Source organism: Mumia spirodelae, from assembly GCF_050632745.1.
Classification (GTDB): Bacteria; Actinomycetota; Actinomycetes; order Propionibacteriales; family Nocardioidaceae; genus Mumia.
The window spans coordinates 360,608-375,100 of sequence record NZ_JBODSD010000003.1; the positions used below are offsets into that span (position 1 = coordinate 360,608).

The following is a 14,493-nucleotide window of genomic DNA, read 5'->3' on the forward strand; positions in this document are numbered from 1 at the left end:
CAACCCTTCAAAACGCGGACGGGGCGCGCGCGGGACGAGCCGGGGCGCGGGCTCGCTCACGACAGCCCCCGGACCCCGGCCTCGAGCACCCCGAGCGCGTCGTCGAGCAGCGCGTCGCTGATCACCAGCGGCGGGAGCAGCCGGATCACGTTGCCGTACGTCCCGCACACCAGCACGAGCACGCCCTCGCTGTGGCAGTGCTTCGCGAGCGCCTGTGCGAACCGCGGCGCCGGATCCTTGGTCCCCGGCTCGACGAGCTCGATCGCGAGCATCGCCCCGCGCCCGCGGACGTCGCCGATGACGCCCCCGGTCTCCGCCCGCAGCGCCTCGAGCCGCGGCTTCACGCGCTGCTCGATCTCCGCCGCCCGCGCGACGAGGCCCTCCTGCTCGATCGTCTCCATCGCCCCGAGTGCCGCCGCGCACGCGACCGGGTTGCCGGCGTACGTGCCGCCGATCCCGCCCGGCGCGACCGCGTCCATGATCTCGGCGCGGCCCGTGACCGCGGACAGCGGCATGCCGCCCGCGAGCGCCTTCGCCGTCGTCACGATGTCGGGGACGATCCCCTCGTGCTCCGACGCGAACATGCGCCCGGTCCGCGCGAACCCGGTCTGCACCTCGTCGGCGACGAAGAGGATCCCGTGCTCGTGCGCGAACTCGACGACCGCCGGGAGGAACCCCTCGGCCGGCACGATGAACCCGCCCTCGCCCTGGATCGGCTCGGCCACGATCGCCGCCACGTTGTGCGCGCCGATCTGCGTGAGGACGATGTCCTTGAGCTTCGCCAGCGCGTCCGCCGCGCACGCCTTCTCGTCGCCGTCGTAGCGGTACGGGTACGCCATCGGCGCGCGGTAGACCTCCGGGGCGTACGGCCCGAAGCCCTCCTTGTACGGCACGTTCTTCGCCGTCATCGTCATCGTCATCAGGGTGCGCCCGTGGTACGCGTGGTCGAGCACGACGATCGCCGGACGACCTGTCGCGGCACGCGCGATCTTGACCGCGTTCTCCACCGCCTCGGCGCCGGTCGAGAAGAGCGCGCTGCGCTTCTCGTGGTCGCCGGGCGTCAGCCGGTTGAGGGCCTCGGCCACCTCGGTGAAGCCCTCGTACTCGGTCACCATGAAGCAGGTGTGGGTGAACCGCGCCGCCTGCTCGGCCACGCGCTCGACGACCCGCGGCGCCGCGGCACCGACGCTGGTGACGGCGATGCCGGACCCCATGTCGATGATCTGGTTGCCGTCCACGTCGACGAGCAGCGCACCGTCGGCGTGGTCGACGAACACCGGGAGCGTGATCCCGAAGCCGCGGGCCACCTGCTTCGCGCGCGCCTCGTGCAGCTCCACCGAGCGCGGGCCCGGGATCGCGGTGCGGAGCAGGCGCTCCTGGGACGGGGCGGCGGTCTGCTGGTCGTTCATCGTCGTCATCCTTCGAGGTTGGCCATCACGTGCTTGATCCGCGTGTAGTCCTCCAGGCCGTACATCGACAGGTCCTTGCCGTACCCGGAGTGCTTGAAACCACCATGCGGCATCTCCGCGACGAGCGGGATGTGGGTGTTGATCCAGACGCAGCCGAAGTCGAGCGCGTTGGACATCCGCAGGCCGCGGCCGAGGTCCTTGGTCCACACCGACGACGCGAGCGCGTACGGCACGCCGTTGGCCTTGGCGATGGCCTCGCCCTCGTGCTCGAAGGTCTGGACGGTGATGACGGGCCCGAAGATCTCGTTCTGGATCAGCTCGTCCTCCTGCTGCAGGCCGTCGATGACCGTGGGCTCGACGAAGAACCCGCGGTCGCCCTGGCGCCTGCCGCCGGTGGTGACGGTGGCGTGGTCGGGGACGCGCGACAGGAACCCGAGCACGCGCTCCAGCTGGTTCGCGTTGTTGACCGGCGGGACCCAGGCGTCCTCGTCGTGACGCCCCTTCTCGTACGACGTCTCGGCGGCCTTGGCCTGCTCGGTCAGGGCGGCGACGAAGTCGTCGTGGACCCGCGGGTGGACCAGCACGCGCGTGGCCGCGGTGCAGTCCTGCCCGGCGTTGAAGTAGCCCGCCATCGCGATGCCCTCGGCCGCCGCGGCGATGTCGGCGTCGTCGAACACCACCACCGGAGCCTTGCCGCCGAGCTCGAGGTGCACGCGCTTGAGGTCGTCCGACGCCGCGGCGGCGACCTGCCGTCCCGCACCGACCGAGCCGGTGATCGAGACCATCGCCGGCGTCGGGTGCGAGACGACGGCAGCGCCCGTCGTACGGTCGCCGCAGACGACGTTCAGCACGCCCGCGGGCAGGAACTCCGACGCGATCTCCGCCATCATCACCGTCGACACCGGGGTGGTGTCGCTCGGCTTGAGGACGACGGTGTTGCCCGCGGCCAGCGCCGGGGCGAACTTCCAGACGGCCATCATCATCGGGTAGTTCCACGGGGCCACCTGGCCGACCACGCCGACCGGCTCGCGCCGGATCCACGAGGTGTGGCCGGCCATGTACTCGCCGCTCGAGCGCCCCTCGAGGACACGCGCCGCGCCGGCGAAGAAGCGGATCTGGTCGACCATCGGCGGGATCTCCTCCGCCGTGGTCACCCCGACGACCTTGCCGGTGTTGCGGCTCTCGGCCTCGACGAGGTCCTCCGCGCGCGCCTCGATCGCGTCGGCGATCTTGAGGAGGGCCTGCTGGCGCTCCGACGGCGTGGTGCGCCGCCAGGTGTCGAACGCCTTGGCCGCTGACTCGTACGCGAGGTCGACGTCGGCCTGGCCGGACAGCGGGGCGTCGCCGTACGTCTCTCCGGTGGTCGGGTCGACGAGGTCGGTACGGAGTCCGTCGCGCGTGTCGACGAGCGCGCCGTCGACGAAGTTCTGGACGTGGACGGTGTCGGTCATGCGGACTCTCCTGGGTAGCGGGTGACGAGGGTGACGGCGTCGCCGTGGGCGGCGTCGGAGTGCCGGTACGGCCGGGCGACGAGCATGTAGACGAGGCCCACGCCGACGACGATGGCCGCGCCGACGGCGACGATCCAGTTGTCGTACCAGGGCGCGTCCGGCGTACGGGGCCAGATCATGTTGAGCGAGGCCAGCAGCTGGTAGGCCAGTGCCGCGACGGTGACGAGCAGGCCCCACTGGCCGAGGGTGAACTTGCCCGACGGCTTCCATCCGCGCAGGCGGGCGCGGAGGGCGGCGGCGACGACCATCATGAACGCGAGGTAGATGCCGAACGAGGCGAACGAGATGATGCGCACCAGCGCGTTGTCGGAGACCTGCGAGCCCAAGATGATCACGATCGGGATCAGGGCCGCGAGCGACAGCGCGTACGGCGGCACGTGGCGGGCCTGCGAGAAGCGCTTGAGGAGGCGGCTCCCCGGGACCATGTCGTCGCGGGCGTAGGCGTAGATCATGCGGCTCGCGGCGGCCTGCAGGCTGAGCACGCAGGACAGGAACGAGATCAGCACGATCACGAGGACGATCCGGAAGCCGACCGAGCCGAACGCGTTCTCGAGCACGGTCGAGACCGGGTCGGGGTCCTCGCCGGCGAAGACGGCCGCGAAGCTCGGGACGCCGAGGATGAGCGCGAAGGTGATGAAGAACGCCGCTGCGCCGCCGATGTAGATCGTCATCCGCATGGCCTTAGGGATCTGGCGGCCCGGGTCCCTGACCTCCTCGGCGACGTCGCCGCACGCCTCGAAGCCGTAGAAGAGGTAGAGGCCGATCAGGGCGGCGGCCGCGAACGCGGGGAAGTACGATCCGCTGCCCTGGACGTCGTAGGTGTCGAAGAGCGCGCCGATGCTGTGGTGGCGCTCGGTGAGCAGCACCCACACGCCGACCACGATCGCGCCGACGAGCTCGGCGGCGAAGCCGAAGAAGGCGATCTTGGCGAGCAGCTTGGTGCCGCCGAGGTTGAGGACCGTGGTGAGCAGGATCAGGCCGATCGCGCACCAGACGGTCACGGCCGTGTTGGGATCGATCCCGAGCACGATCGCGACGAACGGGCCGGCGCCGTACGAGACGGCGGCGATGGTGACGGTGAGCGCAATCATGTAGACCCAGCCAGTCATCCAGGCCCAGCGACGACCCCAGAGGCGTCGCGCCCACGGGTAGACGCCGCCGGCGACCGGGTACTGCGCCACGACCTCGCCGAAGACGAGCGCGACGAGCAGCTGGCCGAGCGCGGCAAGCACGATCGCCCAGATCATCGGCGGGCCGCCTTGCGCGAGCGAGCTGCCGAACAGCGAGTAGACGCCGACGACCGGCGAGAGATAGGTGAAGCCGAGGGCGAAGTTGCCCCACAGATTCATGTCGCGCTTGAAGTCGGACCGGTAGCCGAGCGACGCGAGATGGGCGTCGTCATCGTCGTGGGTGTGGGATGCGGTCGGGTCGAGAGGCGATGTCGTCACGGGAGTCTCCCTGGGAACGAGCCAAGGTGCGCGGCGATGGGCGCCGAGCACGGGGGTGTCAAGCAGGCTAGGAGTGCGCGCAACGCTTGCGATCCTGACGAAACGGTGCGCTCGGCGTCGTGGGGATGGACAATGCGTCCATGTCGACCGAGGCGCCCGAGGACCCGTACGGCGCCACGCTGGCGTGGCTGCTGGAGCAGGAGGAGCTCGGGCTGAGGCTCGTCGAGCCCGCGCTGCCCCCGGCGGTCGAGCCCGCTCTGCCCTCCCCGACCCCCTCCGTCTGGATCCGCTGGGCCCACGCCATCGAGGTCGTCGACCCCGCCCCGTTCCTCGACGGCGGCGAGCTCGTCCTCACCACCGGCCTGCGGATGCCCCGGGCACGCGCCGAGCAGGCGGCGTACGTCGACCGGCTCGCGGCCTGCGGCGTGGTCGGGCTCGCGTTCGGGATCGGGGTGCGCTTCGCGACGATCCCCGTCGGGCTGCGCCAGGCGTGCCGACGGGTCGGGATGCCGCTGCTGGAGGTGCCGCTCCCGACGCCGTTCGTCGCGATCACCCAGGCCGTGGCCGCGCACCGGGCCGACCAGCAGAACGCGGTGATGCTGCGGGCGGTCGCCTTCCAGCGGCAGCTGACGCGGGCGACGCTCGAGCACGGGACCGCGGGCCTCACGACGGCGCTGGCGCGCGAGCTCGGCGCTGCCGTCGTGGTGCTGGACGAGCTCGAGACCACCGTCGCCTCGACGGGAGCGGACGCGGACCTCCATGCGAGGGTCGCGGCCGAGATCGCCGGGCTCGCGGGGCGACCCGGCCGCGCGAGCGTCACCGTGGTCTCCGACGCGGGCACGCTGGCGGTCCAGCGGCTCGGCGGCCTCGAACGGCCCAGCGGCTGGCTCGCGGTCGAGGCCCCGGGGCAGGTCTCGGTCACCGACCGCCTGCTCCTCAACCAGGCCGTCTCGCTCCTCACCCTGCACCGCGACCGGCCCCGCGAGCTCGTCGACGCCCGCCACCGCCTCGGCGCAACGGTGCTCGAGCTGCTGCTCGACGCCGACGTCGTCGCGCCCGCGGTCGTGCGGCACCTCGGTCACTTCGGGTTCGAGCCGGCCGACCAGGTGCGGATGATGGTCGCCTGCGCCGGCAAGGGTCGTACGCCCCCGCTCGACGTGGTCGCGCACGCGCTGGACGCCGCGTCGCTGGCGCACGTGGAGGCCGTCGCGGGCGACGTGCTCGTCCTCGTCCGCGACCGCGACGTCCAGGCCGCCGCGGACGCGGTCGCCGAGGCCCTGGTCCGCGCGGGGCGGCACGACGTGGTCCTCGGGGTCAGCGGCGCCCTGCCCACGGAACGCGCCGCGGCCGGGCGCTCGGCGGCCGCCCATGCTGCGGCGTCGGCGCGGGCGTCGCACCAGCAGGTCGGGTGGTACGGCACGCTGACGCTGGAGGCGATCCTCGCCGACGACCTCGTACGCGCGCGGGTGGCCACCCTGGCCGAGTCGCCGTTGGCGCCGCTGCTCGAGGGCGGGTCGGAGCGCGACCGTGTGCTGCTCGAGTCGCTCGAGGTGTACCTCCGGCACAACGGATCGTGGGAGACGGCGTCGCGCGCGCTGGGCGTGCACCGGCACACGTTGCGCAACCGGATGGCGCGGGTGGAGGAGCTCACCGGTGCGCGGCTCGACGTGGCGGAGGACCGGGTCGCGCTGCTGCTGGGGCTGCTCGCACGGTCCTCGGGCACGGGGTGAGCAGGCGCATCGGTGAGACAATCGGAGCCCATCTGTCCGCTGCTCGGCAGACACTGGCGGCATGGTGCACGGACTCGACGGTCTGATCGGCGGTCGCCTGATCGCCGCACTGTCGCAGGCGCCGAAGGTCCCGACCGCAGACCTCAGCCGCTACTGGCACACGGCCGAGAGCGAGCCGGAGCCGTTCGTCGAGCTGGACGGACACCGCTTCCGCCGGACGGAGACCATGGTCGAGATCGAGACCAGGTCCGACGTCGGCGGCTGGGCCCGGTGGTGGATCGACCCGGACCCCAAGCTCCCGCACGTGATGCTCTCGATCACCGACGACATGGGCCTCGCCCTCGCGCTCGGGCCGTCGGCGCCCGGAAGCCCCGGCGCGATGCTGCTGGAGCAGTACGCGGGTGAGGCGGTCGGGCTGGCCCGGTACGGCGCTGGTCTCGTCAACGGTGTCCGGCTCGTCGCCGTGCACCTCCCGGTGCCGGACGGTGGCGCGTCCACCGTCCTGATCGCGCCGTTGGACGAGCCGCCGGCGGGCCCGCTCGGCCTCGCGTGGCTGGAGGCGACGCTGCCGGTGGTCGAGGCGTGCCACCGGGTCGTCCAGGCCTGCGGCGACCTCGGGGTCGCGGTGTCACGGCTCGGCCCCGCGGAGCTGGCGCGGCTCGGCGACGGGCCGGCGTACGACTGGCGTGCGCAGCTGAGCGACGTGGCCGCGGTCTCGAAGGACGCGAAGGCGATCCTCAGCCTCGTGAAGGCGGTCGCGGACCTCTTCCCGTCGGACGGCTAGAGCCGCAGGGCTGCGGGGAGCCCGTTGAGCTGGAGGCGGATCCCACCGCGCACGTGCGGCAGATCGTGCGCGCCGTCGCCGGTCGGCGTCGCGAACGCGACCTGCTCGGTCCAGCGCAGCTGCGTCCCCTCGCCGTCGGGGACCAGCTCGACCGTCACCAGCGACGCCCAGCGCAGGACGCCGTCGACGTGCGTCTCGTAGGTGAGGACGATGCGCTGGTCCGGCACGAGATCGACGAAGCGCGAGTCGTACGCGACCTCCTCCGCCGTCCCGTCGAGCGAGCGGAACGTGCTCCGCGCCGTCTCGCCGCCGCCGATGCGGAAGTCGTGCGTGGACGTCGCGTCGCGCCCGGGCAGCCGGAACCAGCGGCCGCGTACGGCGGGGTCCGCGAACGCCTCGTACACGCGCGACGTGGGTGCCGGCACGTCGAGCGTCACGGTGAAGGTGTCGTGCCGGACGTCGGTGAGCGCGCTCGTCGTCATGGGGATGTGCAACTGCGCCGTCCTGGTTTGTCATCCACCCTCGATTCTGGCCTGATTTCTGGCTAGAATCCCGGCATGACGTCTGTTCCGTTGAGTGAGGCCAAGGATCGGTTGTCCGGGCTTGTCGACGAGGTCCAGAGCACCCACGAGATCGTGACGATCACACGTCACGGGAAGCCGGCTGCCGTGGTGATGGCCGCCGAGGATCTCGAGTCGTTGCACGAGACGATCGCGTGGCTGTCGCAGGACGGCATTGCCGACGCGATCCGCTCCGCCGAGCGAGAGCTGGCGGCGGGCGAGACGACGAGTGCGGAGGATCTGCGGAGCGAGTTCGGACTTGGCCCCGCCCGGTGACTGAGAACGGCTGGCGACTCGAAGTCGCCAGCGGCGCGCGGCGGGAGCTGCACCGGCTGCCCGAGAAGATCGCCGCCGCGATCGTCGAGTTCATCACGACCGCGCTGCTCGACAACCCCTTGCGCGTCACGAAGCCACTCGCCGGAGACCTGGTCGCCTATCGGAGTGCCCGCCGCGGTGACTATCGCGTCCTGGTTCGCGTCGACGAGGACGAACGTCTTGTGCTCGTCGTGCGGGTGGCGCACCGCGCGCATGCGTATCGACCGATGACTGATCACGGATAGTCCCGGCTACGGCGTGGCGCTGTCGTCCTCGACAGGTCCGCCGCCGAACCCGACCTCGTTGCCGTCCGGGTCGCGATAGGTGACCTTGCGGACCCCGTTGTCGTACGTCTCCCGCTCCACCGGCTCGATCCCGCGCGCGCTGATCCCGTCGACCCGGGAGTCGAGGTCCTCGACGAAGAGGGTCTGGTGGGAGTGGCCGGCGTGCTCCGGCGCGAGCTCGACGTAGAGATAGCGGTGCTCGGCGAGCTCCCACACGGCCTCGACGTCGTTGGGCAGGAACGCGGCGTCGTCGCCGAGCAGACGGGCGTACCAGTCCTTGGCGCGGTCGAGGTCGCTGACGTAGATCCCGGCGAACAGGTCGACCTCGCTCATCGGCTCAGCCTAGGTGCGCCGCGGGCCAGGCGTCGCGTTCACGCGTCCTCGAGCCCGAGGTAGCCGCCGAGCACGCGGCGCAGGAGCGCGAGCGCCTCCGACTCGGGCTGGACCGCTCCGGTCGTCGGGAGGGAGGTGTGCCCCGGCGGACCTCCGTGGTCGAGCGAACGCGACGCCTGGATGACCATGCTGTCGATCAGCGCAGCCATCTCCGGGACGCGCGGCTCGCCCATGTCGGTGAGGGCCGCGATCAGCGGAGCCTGCAGCTCGTCGTGGAACGCCTCCATCGGTCCGCGCAGCACCTGGGGATCGACGACCACCGTGAGGGCGTGGGCGACGGCGTTCTCGGAGCCGGCGAAGAACGCGACGTTCGCGCGGACGTACGCCCAGACCCGCCCGCCGGGCGTGGTCGCGGCGTCCATCTGCACGCGGATCTGGCTGGCCCAGTCGGGGAACACGTCGGCGACGACGGCGGCCAGGAGGTCCTCGCGGGAGCCGAAGTACTGGTAGACGCTCGACCGAGCCAGGCCCGCCCGCTCGCCGACCGCGGCCAGGCTCGGCGCCTCGCCGGTCTCCGCGAGGAGGGCGCGTGCCCCGTCCAGGATCGCCCGCCGCTGGCGCTCACGGTGCTCGGCCACCGTGGGTGCGTTGATCCGGGGCACGTCCACACCTCCTCGCTAGCCTGCAGGCGAGGTCACCACCCCGAGCCTCCCGTCGATCATCTCGTAGATCGTGTCGCAGTGGTGCAGCACGTCGTGGTCGTGGGTCACCATCACGGTCGCGACGCCGTACTGATGGGTCTCCTCGGCGAGCAGCGCGACGATGTCCTGGCTGCGCTGGCGGTCGAGCGCCGCCGTGGGCTCGTCGACCAGCAGCACGTCGGGCCGCGTCACCAGCGCACGGGCGATCCCGACCCGCTGGCGCTCGCCGCCCGACAGCTGGTGAGGTCGCCGCCCTGCCTTGTGGTCCATCCCGACCGCGGCGAGCAGCGCGTCCGGGTCGCGCGGCTTCTCGACGCTGCCGAAGGTGAGCGGCAGGCGCACCTGGTCGCGTGCGGTCAGCGCCGGCACGAGGTTGCCGCTCTGGAAGACGAACCCGATCCGCTGGCGTCGTACGGCGGTGAGCTCGCGCCGCGAGGCGCCGGTGAGCGTGGTCCCACCCAGCGTGACCGACCCGGACGTGGCCTCGGTGAGCGCGCCGGCGACGGCGAGCAGGCTCGACTTCCCGGAGCCGGACGGTCCGACCACGGCGACCAGCTCGCCCGGCGAGACGTGCAGGCTCACGGAGTCCAGCGCCGTGACCGTGTCATCGCCGTCTCCGTGCACCAGGGTCACGTCGGTGAGGTCGAGTGCGAGGGTCATCGGTTGCCTCCCAGGGCGGTCAGCGGGTCGACGCGGGTGATGCGCAGGACGGCGACGCCGGCGCCGAGCATCCCGAGGACGATCAGGAGCCCGGTCGCGAGCGTCAGGGCCGCTGCGTCCAGGGCGAAGGGCATCGGCGTGGACATGAGCGCGGCTCCGGCCGTGACCCCGAGCCCCACGCCGACGGCGGACGCGGCGACCAGCAGCACGAGGGACTGGACGAGGCTGTCGCGGAGCAGGTAGCGGGTGCTCGCCCCCATCGCCCGCATGACGGCGATCTCCTGGCGACGCTGGATGGTCAGGACGGTGAAGAACGCGCCGACGACGAGCGCCGAGATCGCGTACAGGAAGACCTGGATGAGGCGGAGCGTCGACGTCTCGGCGGTGTACCCGGGCGACGCCCCGAAGGACTGCTCCCGCGTCATCGACGTGGTGCCCGCGGCGGCGTCGCCTGCGGCGAGGTCGAGGTCGGTGCCGGAGACGGCGACGGCGGTGATCGCGTCGTACGCGTGGTCGGGGACGACGTCGCCCTCGCGGACCCCGGCGCGGATCTCCTGCCACGTGCGCAGCGGGAGGTAGCCGACGTCGACGTGGCCGAAGGTGTGCTGCCCGTCGAGCACGCCGGCGACCCGCAGCTGCGTGCCGGTGCTCTCGAGCGTGATGACGTCCCCGATCTCGATCCCTTCGTCGGCCGCGGTCTCGCTGATCACCACGTCACCGGGTGCGGCGAGCGGGCTCCCCTCGGCGACGGACGGCTCGATGTAGGACCCCTGCTCGACGCCGAACAGTGCGAGGTCGATCTCGACTCCGGAGTCGGAGCGCCCGTTGACGAGGGTGTTGCCGAAGGGGGCGGCGTCTTCGACACCGGGTTGCTCCGCCCACGTCTCGACGGCCGCCCGGTCCACCGTGCTGCGGCTGAACGCGGAGTCCTTCGGGGCGTCCTCCTGGAAGGCGAACGACGTGACCGGGAGCTTCTGGAGCCCGGACACGCCGTCGTTGACGAGGCCGACCGAGAGGCCGCTCAGCAGCACCATGAGGACGGCGATGAGGGCCACGACGGACCCCATGAGGGCGAAGCGACCGCGGGCGAAGGAGAGTTCGCGAAGGGCGAGGAACACGGTCATCGCCTCCTGGGGAAAGGTGTCGACACCATGTCGGTAACTATACCGACATGGTGTCGGGATCCTTCCTCCGGGCTGCGGGGGGTGGGCGCGCTCAGCTCCGGCTGGGCTTCGGCGGGAGCGATCGCGCGTATGAGACGCCGCGGCCGACCCACTCGCGGAGGGCCACGTCGTCGCGGACCGCGTCGGAGGTGACCCGCAGCCAGCCGAGCATCTCGCGGCCGCGCATCACCATCGGCTCGACGCCGAGCCCGTCGACCAGCGCGTCCGACTTCTCGGGATCGACCCGCACCATCAGACCGCCCTGCCCGCTCGCAGCGACCGCCATGTTGCCCGCGATCAGGAACGCGAGCCCACCGAACATGCGCTGCTCGCTGAGCGCCTCCTCGCCGTCGACCACCTCGCGGATCCGCTCCGCCAGCTCCTCGTCGTACGCCATCTCCGCAGTGTCGCGCGCCCCACCGACAATCGGCACCCCGTTGGTCGAGTAGCGCCCTCCCGTTGGTCGAGTAGCGCCGAGCCCCTGGGCGAGGCGGGTATCGAGACCCCGGGTCTCGATACGTCCTCCGCTAGCGCTCCGGACTACGCGACCACCGGCTTCCCCGTTGGTCGAGCAGCGCCGAGCCCCTGGGCGAGGCGTGTATCGAGACCCCGGGTCTCGATACGTCCTCCGCTAGCGCTCCGGACTACTCGACCACCGGCTTCCCCGTTGGTCGAGCAGCGCCGAGCCCCTGGGCGAGGTGCGTATCGAGACCCCGGGTCTCGATACGTCCTCCGCCAACGCTCCGGACTACTCGACCACCAGCAGAACTTGCAGTCCCGACCACTTGGCGGTCGAAACCGCAAGTCTCCGCCGACGCCGGGGTCACTTCACGACGTCGAAGACCTGCTTCTGGATCCCGTTCTTGTACGCCGCCTGGTCCACGAGCTCGAGCTTCGTCGTGTCCTTGTCGGCGTCGCTCCACAGCCGCTTGCCCGCGCCGAGCAGCAGCGGGAACACCAGCAGGTGGTAGCGGTCGACCAGCCCGGCGTCCGCGAGAGCGTGTCCGAGGGTCGCGCTGCCGTGCACGGCGATCGGTCCGCCCTCGGTCTCCTTGAGCGCGGCTACCTCGTCGAGCGAGCGGAGGATGGTCGCCGGCCAGCGCTCGTCCTCCTTCTCCAGCGTGGTCGAGACGACGTAGCGGGGCATCGCGTTGTACTCCGCGAACTCCTCCATCGTCGGCCATACCGGAGCGAACGCCTCGTACGACTTGCGGCCGAGGAGCAGCGCGGTCGTCTCCTGCTGCTCGGTGCCCTTGAGTTCGTACGCGGCCTCGTCGAACTCGACGTCCTTGAAGGTCCAGCCCGAGTTGCGGTAGCCGGGCTCGCCGCCGGGGCCTTCCATGACGCCGTCGAGCGAGACGAATGCGGTGACGATGAGTGTGCGCATGGTGTCCTCCAGATAGTCCGTACGCCGTCCTGACCTTAGTGCCGGAGCGGCTTCTCATCCCTACGCCGAACGAGGCGTCGCCCTTTCGACACGGGTCACCGACTTTTCTCATCGACGAGTACCGCCTGCTCATCCTCCCGACGGCGCTCGGAGCCGGCCGCCCGCTCTTCCGTGGCGCCCAGCAGCTGCGTCTCGTTCGGTGCGAGCCGTCCGGGCCGGGAGTGCCTGTCGTCCTCGAGCCTGAGAGGAGCCTCACGCGGTGATCTGAGGGACCGGCATTCCCACGGTAGGTAGGTATGCCTTACCTTTGTGGCTGTGAACACTGACCACCGCACGCCCGAGCTGACCGCCGAGCGGGTACGCGCGTCGTACGGCTCGACCGTCGTCGTCGACGACGTCAGCGTCGCGCTCGTGCCCGGTCGGGTCACCGCGCTGATCGGGCCGAACGGCAGCGGCAAGTCGACCTTGCTGCGGACGCTCGCGCACCTGCACCCCGCCGCGGGAGGCACGATCACGCTGGGCGACGGCCGGTCGGTCGACGACTTCAAGTCCAAGGAGCTCGCCACCCGACTCACGCTGCTGTCCCAGGGACGGTCGGCGCCGGGCGGCGTGACGGTGCGCGAGGTCGTCGAGTACGGCCGGCACCCGCACCGCTCGCGGTGGGGCAGCGGCGACGCCGACGGTCCCGCGATCGTGGACCGCGCGATGGGGATGACCGGTGTCACGGAGCTCGCGCACCGCGGCGTCGACACCCTCTCGGGCGGCCAGGCGCAGCGCGTCTGGCTGGCGAGCTGCCTCGCGCAGGACACCCCGGTGCTCCTGCTCGACGAGCCGACGACGTACCTGGACCTGCGCTACCAGGTCGAGCTGCTCGACATCGTCCGCGACCTCGCCGACGACCACGGCATCGCGGTCGGGATCGTCCTGCACGACCTCGACCAGGCGGCGGCCGTCGCCGACGAGGTCGTCCTGCTGGTCGCCGGCAAGGTCACCGCGGTCGGAGCCCCGCACGAGGTGCTGACGACCGAGCTGCTCAGCCCGGCGTACGGGGTCACGGTCGATGTCCACGTCGACCCGCACGACGGACACCTCCGTACGCGCGCCCGTGCGCGCCACCACAGGCGCGCCGGCGCCACCCCGCAAGCCACCTCTGTTTGACACCCCCACCGAAGGAGAAACCGGACGTGAAGCGTTCACGATCCCTGCTCGTCGCCGCTACGGCGGCGCTCGCCCTGTCGCTCGCTGCCTGCGGCACCACCGAGGAGGCCGACGGCGAGGACACCACGTCCGAGTCCTCGGCGGGCCCCGTCACCGTCACCGACGCCCGCGGCAAGGAGGTCACCCTCGACGCCCCCGCGGAGCGGATCGCGTCGACGGAGTGGAACACGGTCGAGTACCTGATCTCCCTCGGCGTCCAGCCCGTCGGCGTCTCCGACATCGAGGGCTTCGAGACCTGGGACCAGTCGGTCGAGCTCGAGGACGGCGCCACCGACATCGGGACGCGCGGCGAGCCGAGCATCGACACCCTCGCCTCGCTCGACCTCGACGTCGTGCTGGTGACCGACCAGCTCGCCGGCGACGCGATCGAGCAGATCGAGAAGACCACGCCGGTCATCGTCGTCCCCGGTGGCGACGCCAAGGACCCGCTCGGCCAGATGTGGAAGAACGTCGACCTCGTCGCGCAGGTCACCGGCACCGAGGACGAGGCCGCGGACCTCAAGAGCGACTTCGACGAGAAGCTCGCGGAGACCAAGAAGGCCGTCGAGGGTTCGGACGCTGCCGGCAAGCCGGTCGCGTTCAACGACGCGTACGACGCGGGCGGCGCCGTCTCGGTCCGTCCGTACCTCGAGGGCTCGCAGATCGGCGGCCTCCTCAAGGAGCTCGGCTTCGCCAACCCGTGGAGCGCGATCGGCATCGAGGGCGACCCGGCGTACGGGCTCGGCCAGACCGACGTCGAGGGGCTGACGAAGCTCCCGGACGACACGCTCTACTGGTACATCGGCAACGACGCCGAGGCCGACCCCTACACCGACGCGCTCAAGGACAACAAGGTCTGGACCTCGCTGCCGTTCGTCGAGGCGGGCAACGTGACGCGTCTGCCCGACAGCATCTGGATGTTCGGTGGCCCGGCGTCGATGGAGGCCTTCCTCGACGCCGTGCAGGACACGGTCGCCTGATCCGACCTGAGCTGACCCGCTGAACTGAGCC

Annotated in this window: 16 protein-coding genes; 6 read left to right on the forward strand and 10 right to left on the reverse strand. The window is 71.5% G+C overall.

Features of this window, described 5'->3' with window-relative positions; translation table 11 throughout:
* Nucleotides 1–56 precede the first annotated feature (56 nt).
* From gabT to ACQSSQ_RS17305, 3 genes are read right to left on the reverse strand one after another with little or no spacing between them, the layout of a single operon-like run.
* A complete protein-coding gene (gene gabT / locus ACQSSQ_RS17295; protein WP_431328356.1) occupies nucleotides 57–1,409 on the reverse strand; it encodes a 4-aminobutyrate--2-oxoglutarate transaminase in 1,353 nt (450 codons plus the stop codon).
* A 5-nt stretch (nucleotides 1,410–1,414) separates the two neighbouring features.
* Nucleotides 1,415–2,860, reverse strand: coding sequence for a gamma-aminobutyraldehyde dehydrogenase (locus ACQSSQ_RS17300; RefSeq protein ID WP_431328357.1), 1,446 nt, complete (start codon nucleotides 2,858–2,860; stop codon nucleotides 1,415–1,417).
* Nucleotides 2,857–4,368 (reverse strand): APC family permease, encoded by a 1,512-nt coding sequence (locus ACQSSQ_RS17305; protein ID WP_431328358.1) that lies wholly within the window; start codon nucleotides 4,366–4,368, stop codon nucleotides 2,857–2,859. Before ACQSSQ_RS17305 ends, ACQSSQ_RS17300 begins: the two co-directional genes overlap by 4 nt.
* Before the next feature lie 140 nt (nucleotides 4,369–4,508).
* Between ACQSSQ_RS17305 and ACQSSQ_RS17310 the strand changes: the two genes are divergently transcribed.
* The gene (locus ACQSSQ_RS17310) at nucleotides 4,509–6,098 is read left to right on the forward strand and encodes a PucR family transcriptional regulator (protein ID WP_431328359.1); all 1,590 of its coding nucleotides are present in this window, start codon (nucleotides 4,509–4,511) and stop codon (nucleotides 6,096–6,098) included.
* 61 nt (nucleotides 6,099–6,159) lie between these two features.
* On the forward strand, nucleotides 6,160–6,882 hold the full coding sequence (locus tag ACQSSQ_RS17315; protein ID WP_431328360.1) for a hypothetical protein: 723 nt from the start codon (nucleotides 6,160–6,162) through the stop codon (nucleotides 6,880–6,882).
* Here ACQSSQ_RS17315 and ACQSSQ_RS17320 read toward each other — a convergent pair.
* Nucleotides 6,879–7,364, reverse strand: a complete 486-nt coding sequence (locus ACQSSQ_RS17320) for an SRPBCC domain-containing protein (protein ID WP_431328361.1) — start codon at nucleotides 7,362–7,364, stop codon at nucleotides 6,879–6,881. The genes ACQSSQ_RS17315 and ACQSSQ_RS17320 overlap by 4 nt on opposite strands.
* A gap of 75 nt (nucleotides 7,365–7,439) precedes the next feature.
* Between ACQSSQ_RS17320 and ACQSSQ_RS17325 the strand changes: the two genes are divergently transcribed.
* Together ACQSSQ_RS17325 and ACQSSQ_RS17330 are read left to right on the forward strand one after the other, a co-directional pair.
* On the forward strand, nucleotides 7,440–7,718 hold the full coding sequence (locus ACQSSQ_RS17325; RefSeq protein ID WP_431328362.1) for a type II toxin-antitoxin system Phd/YefM family antitoxin: 279 nt from the start codon (nucleotides 7,440–7,442) through the stop codon (nucleotides 7,716–7,718).
* Nucleotides 7,715–8,002 carry a type II toxin-antitoxin system RelE family toxin gene (locus ACQSSQ_RS17330; protein ID WP_431328363.1) on the forward strand — a complete coding sequence of 96 codons (288 nt, stop codon included), beginning with the start codon at nucleotides 7,715–7,717 and terminating at the stop codon, nucleotides 8,000–8,002. Before ACQSSQ_RS17325 ends, ACQSSQ_RS17330 begins: the two co-directional genes overlap by 4 nt.
* Before the next feature lie 6 nt (nucleotides 8,003–8,008).
* Here ACQSSQ_RS17330 and ACQSSQ_RS17335 read toward each other — a convergent pair whose 3' ends face one another.
* From ACQSSQ_RS17335 to ACQSSQ_RS17360, 6 genes are all read right to left on the reverse strand, one after another.
* A complete protein-coding gene (locus tag ACQSSQ_RS17335; protein ID WP_431328364.1) occupies nucleotides 8,009–8,374 on the reverse strand; it encodes a VOC family protein in 366 nt (121 codons plus the stop codon).
* Between the two features lie 38 nt (nucleotides 8,375–8,412).
* Nucleotides 8,413–9,036: a TetR/AcrR family transcriptional regulator gene (locus ACQSSQ_RS17340; protein ID WP_431328365.1), complete on the reverse strand. Its 624-nt coding sequence runs from the start codon at nucleotides 9,034–9,036 to the stop codon at nucleotides 8,413–8,415.
* Nucleotides 9,037–9,051: 15 nt separating this feature from the next.
* Nucleotides 9,052–9,735: an ABC transporter ATP-binding protein gene (locus ACQSSQ_RS17345; RefSeq protein ID WP_431328366.1), complete on the reverse strand. Its 684-nt coding sequence runs from the start codon at nucleotides 9,733–9,735 to the stop codon at nucleotides 9,052–9,054.
* Entirely contained in the window at nucleotides 9,732–10,859 is a 1,128-nt protein-coding gene (locus tag ACQSSQ_RS17350; RefSeq protein ID WP_431328367.1) for an ABC transporter permease, read from the reverse strand. The genes ACQSSQ_RS17345 and ACQSSQ_RS17350 overlap by 4 nt, the downstream gene beginning before the upstream one ends.
* A 91-nt stretch (nucleotides 10,860–10,950) precedes the next feature.
* Nucleotides 10,951–11,295: a TfoX/Sxy family protein gene (locus ACQSSQ_RS17355; protein WP_431328368.1), complete on the reverse strand. Its 345-nt coding sequence runs from the start codon at nucleotides 11,293–11,295 to the stop codon at nucleotides 10,951–10,953.
* Between the two features lie 426 nt (nucleotides 11,296–11,721).
* A complete protein-coding gene (locus tag ACQSSQ_RS17360; RefSeq protein ID WP_431328369.1) occupies nucleotides 11,722–12,285 on the reverse strand; it encodes a dihydrofolate reductase family protein in 564 nt (187 codons plus the stop codon).
* Nucleotides 12,286–12,600: 315 nt separating this feature from the next.
* On the opposite strand from ACQSSQ_RS17360, the gene ACQSSQ_RS17365 reads away from it, so the two are divergent.
* Nucleotides 12,601–13,443, forward strand: a complete 843-nt coding sequence (locus ACQSSQ_RS17365) for an ABC transporter ATP-binding protein (protein ID WP_431328370.1) — start codon at nucleotides 12,601–12,603, stop codon at nucleotides 13,441–13,443.
* Nucleotides 13,444–13,469: 26 nt separating this feature from the next.
* Nucleotides 13,470–14,462, forward strand: coding sequence for an iron-siderophore ABC transporter substrate-binding protein (locus tag ACQSSQ_RS17370; protein WP_431328371.1), 993 nt, complete (start codon nucleotides 13,470–13,472; stop codon nucleotides 14,460–14,462).
* The last annotated feature ends 31 nt before the right edge of the window (nucleotides 14,463–14,493 follow it).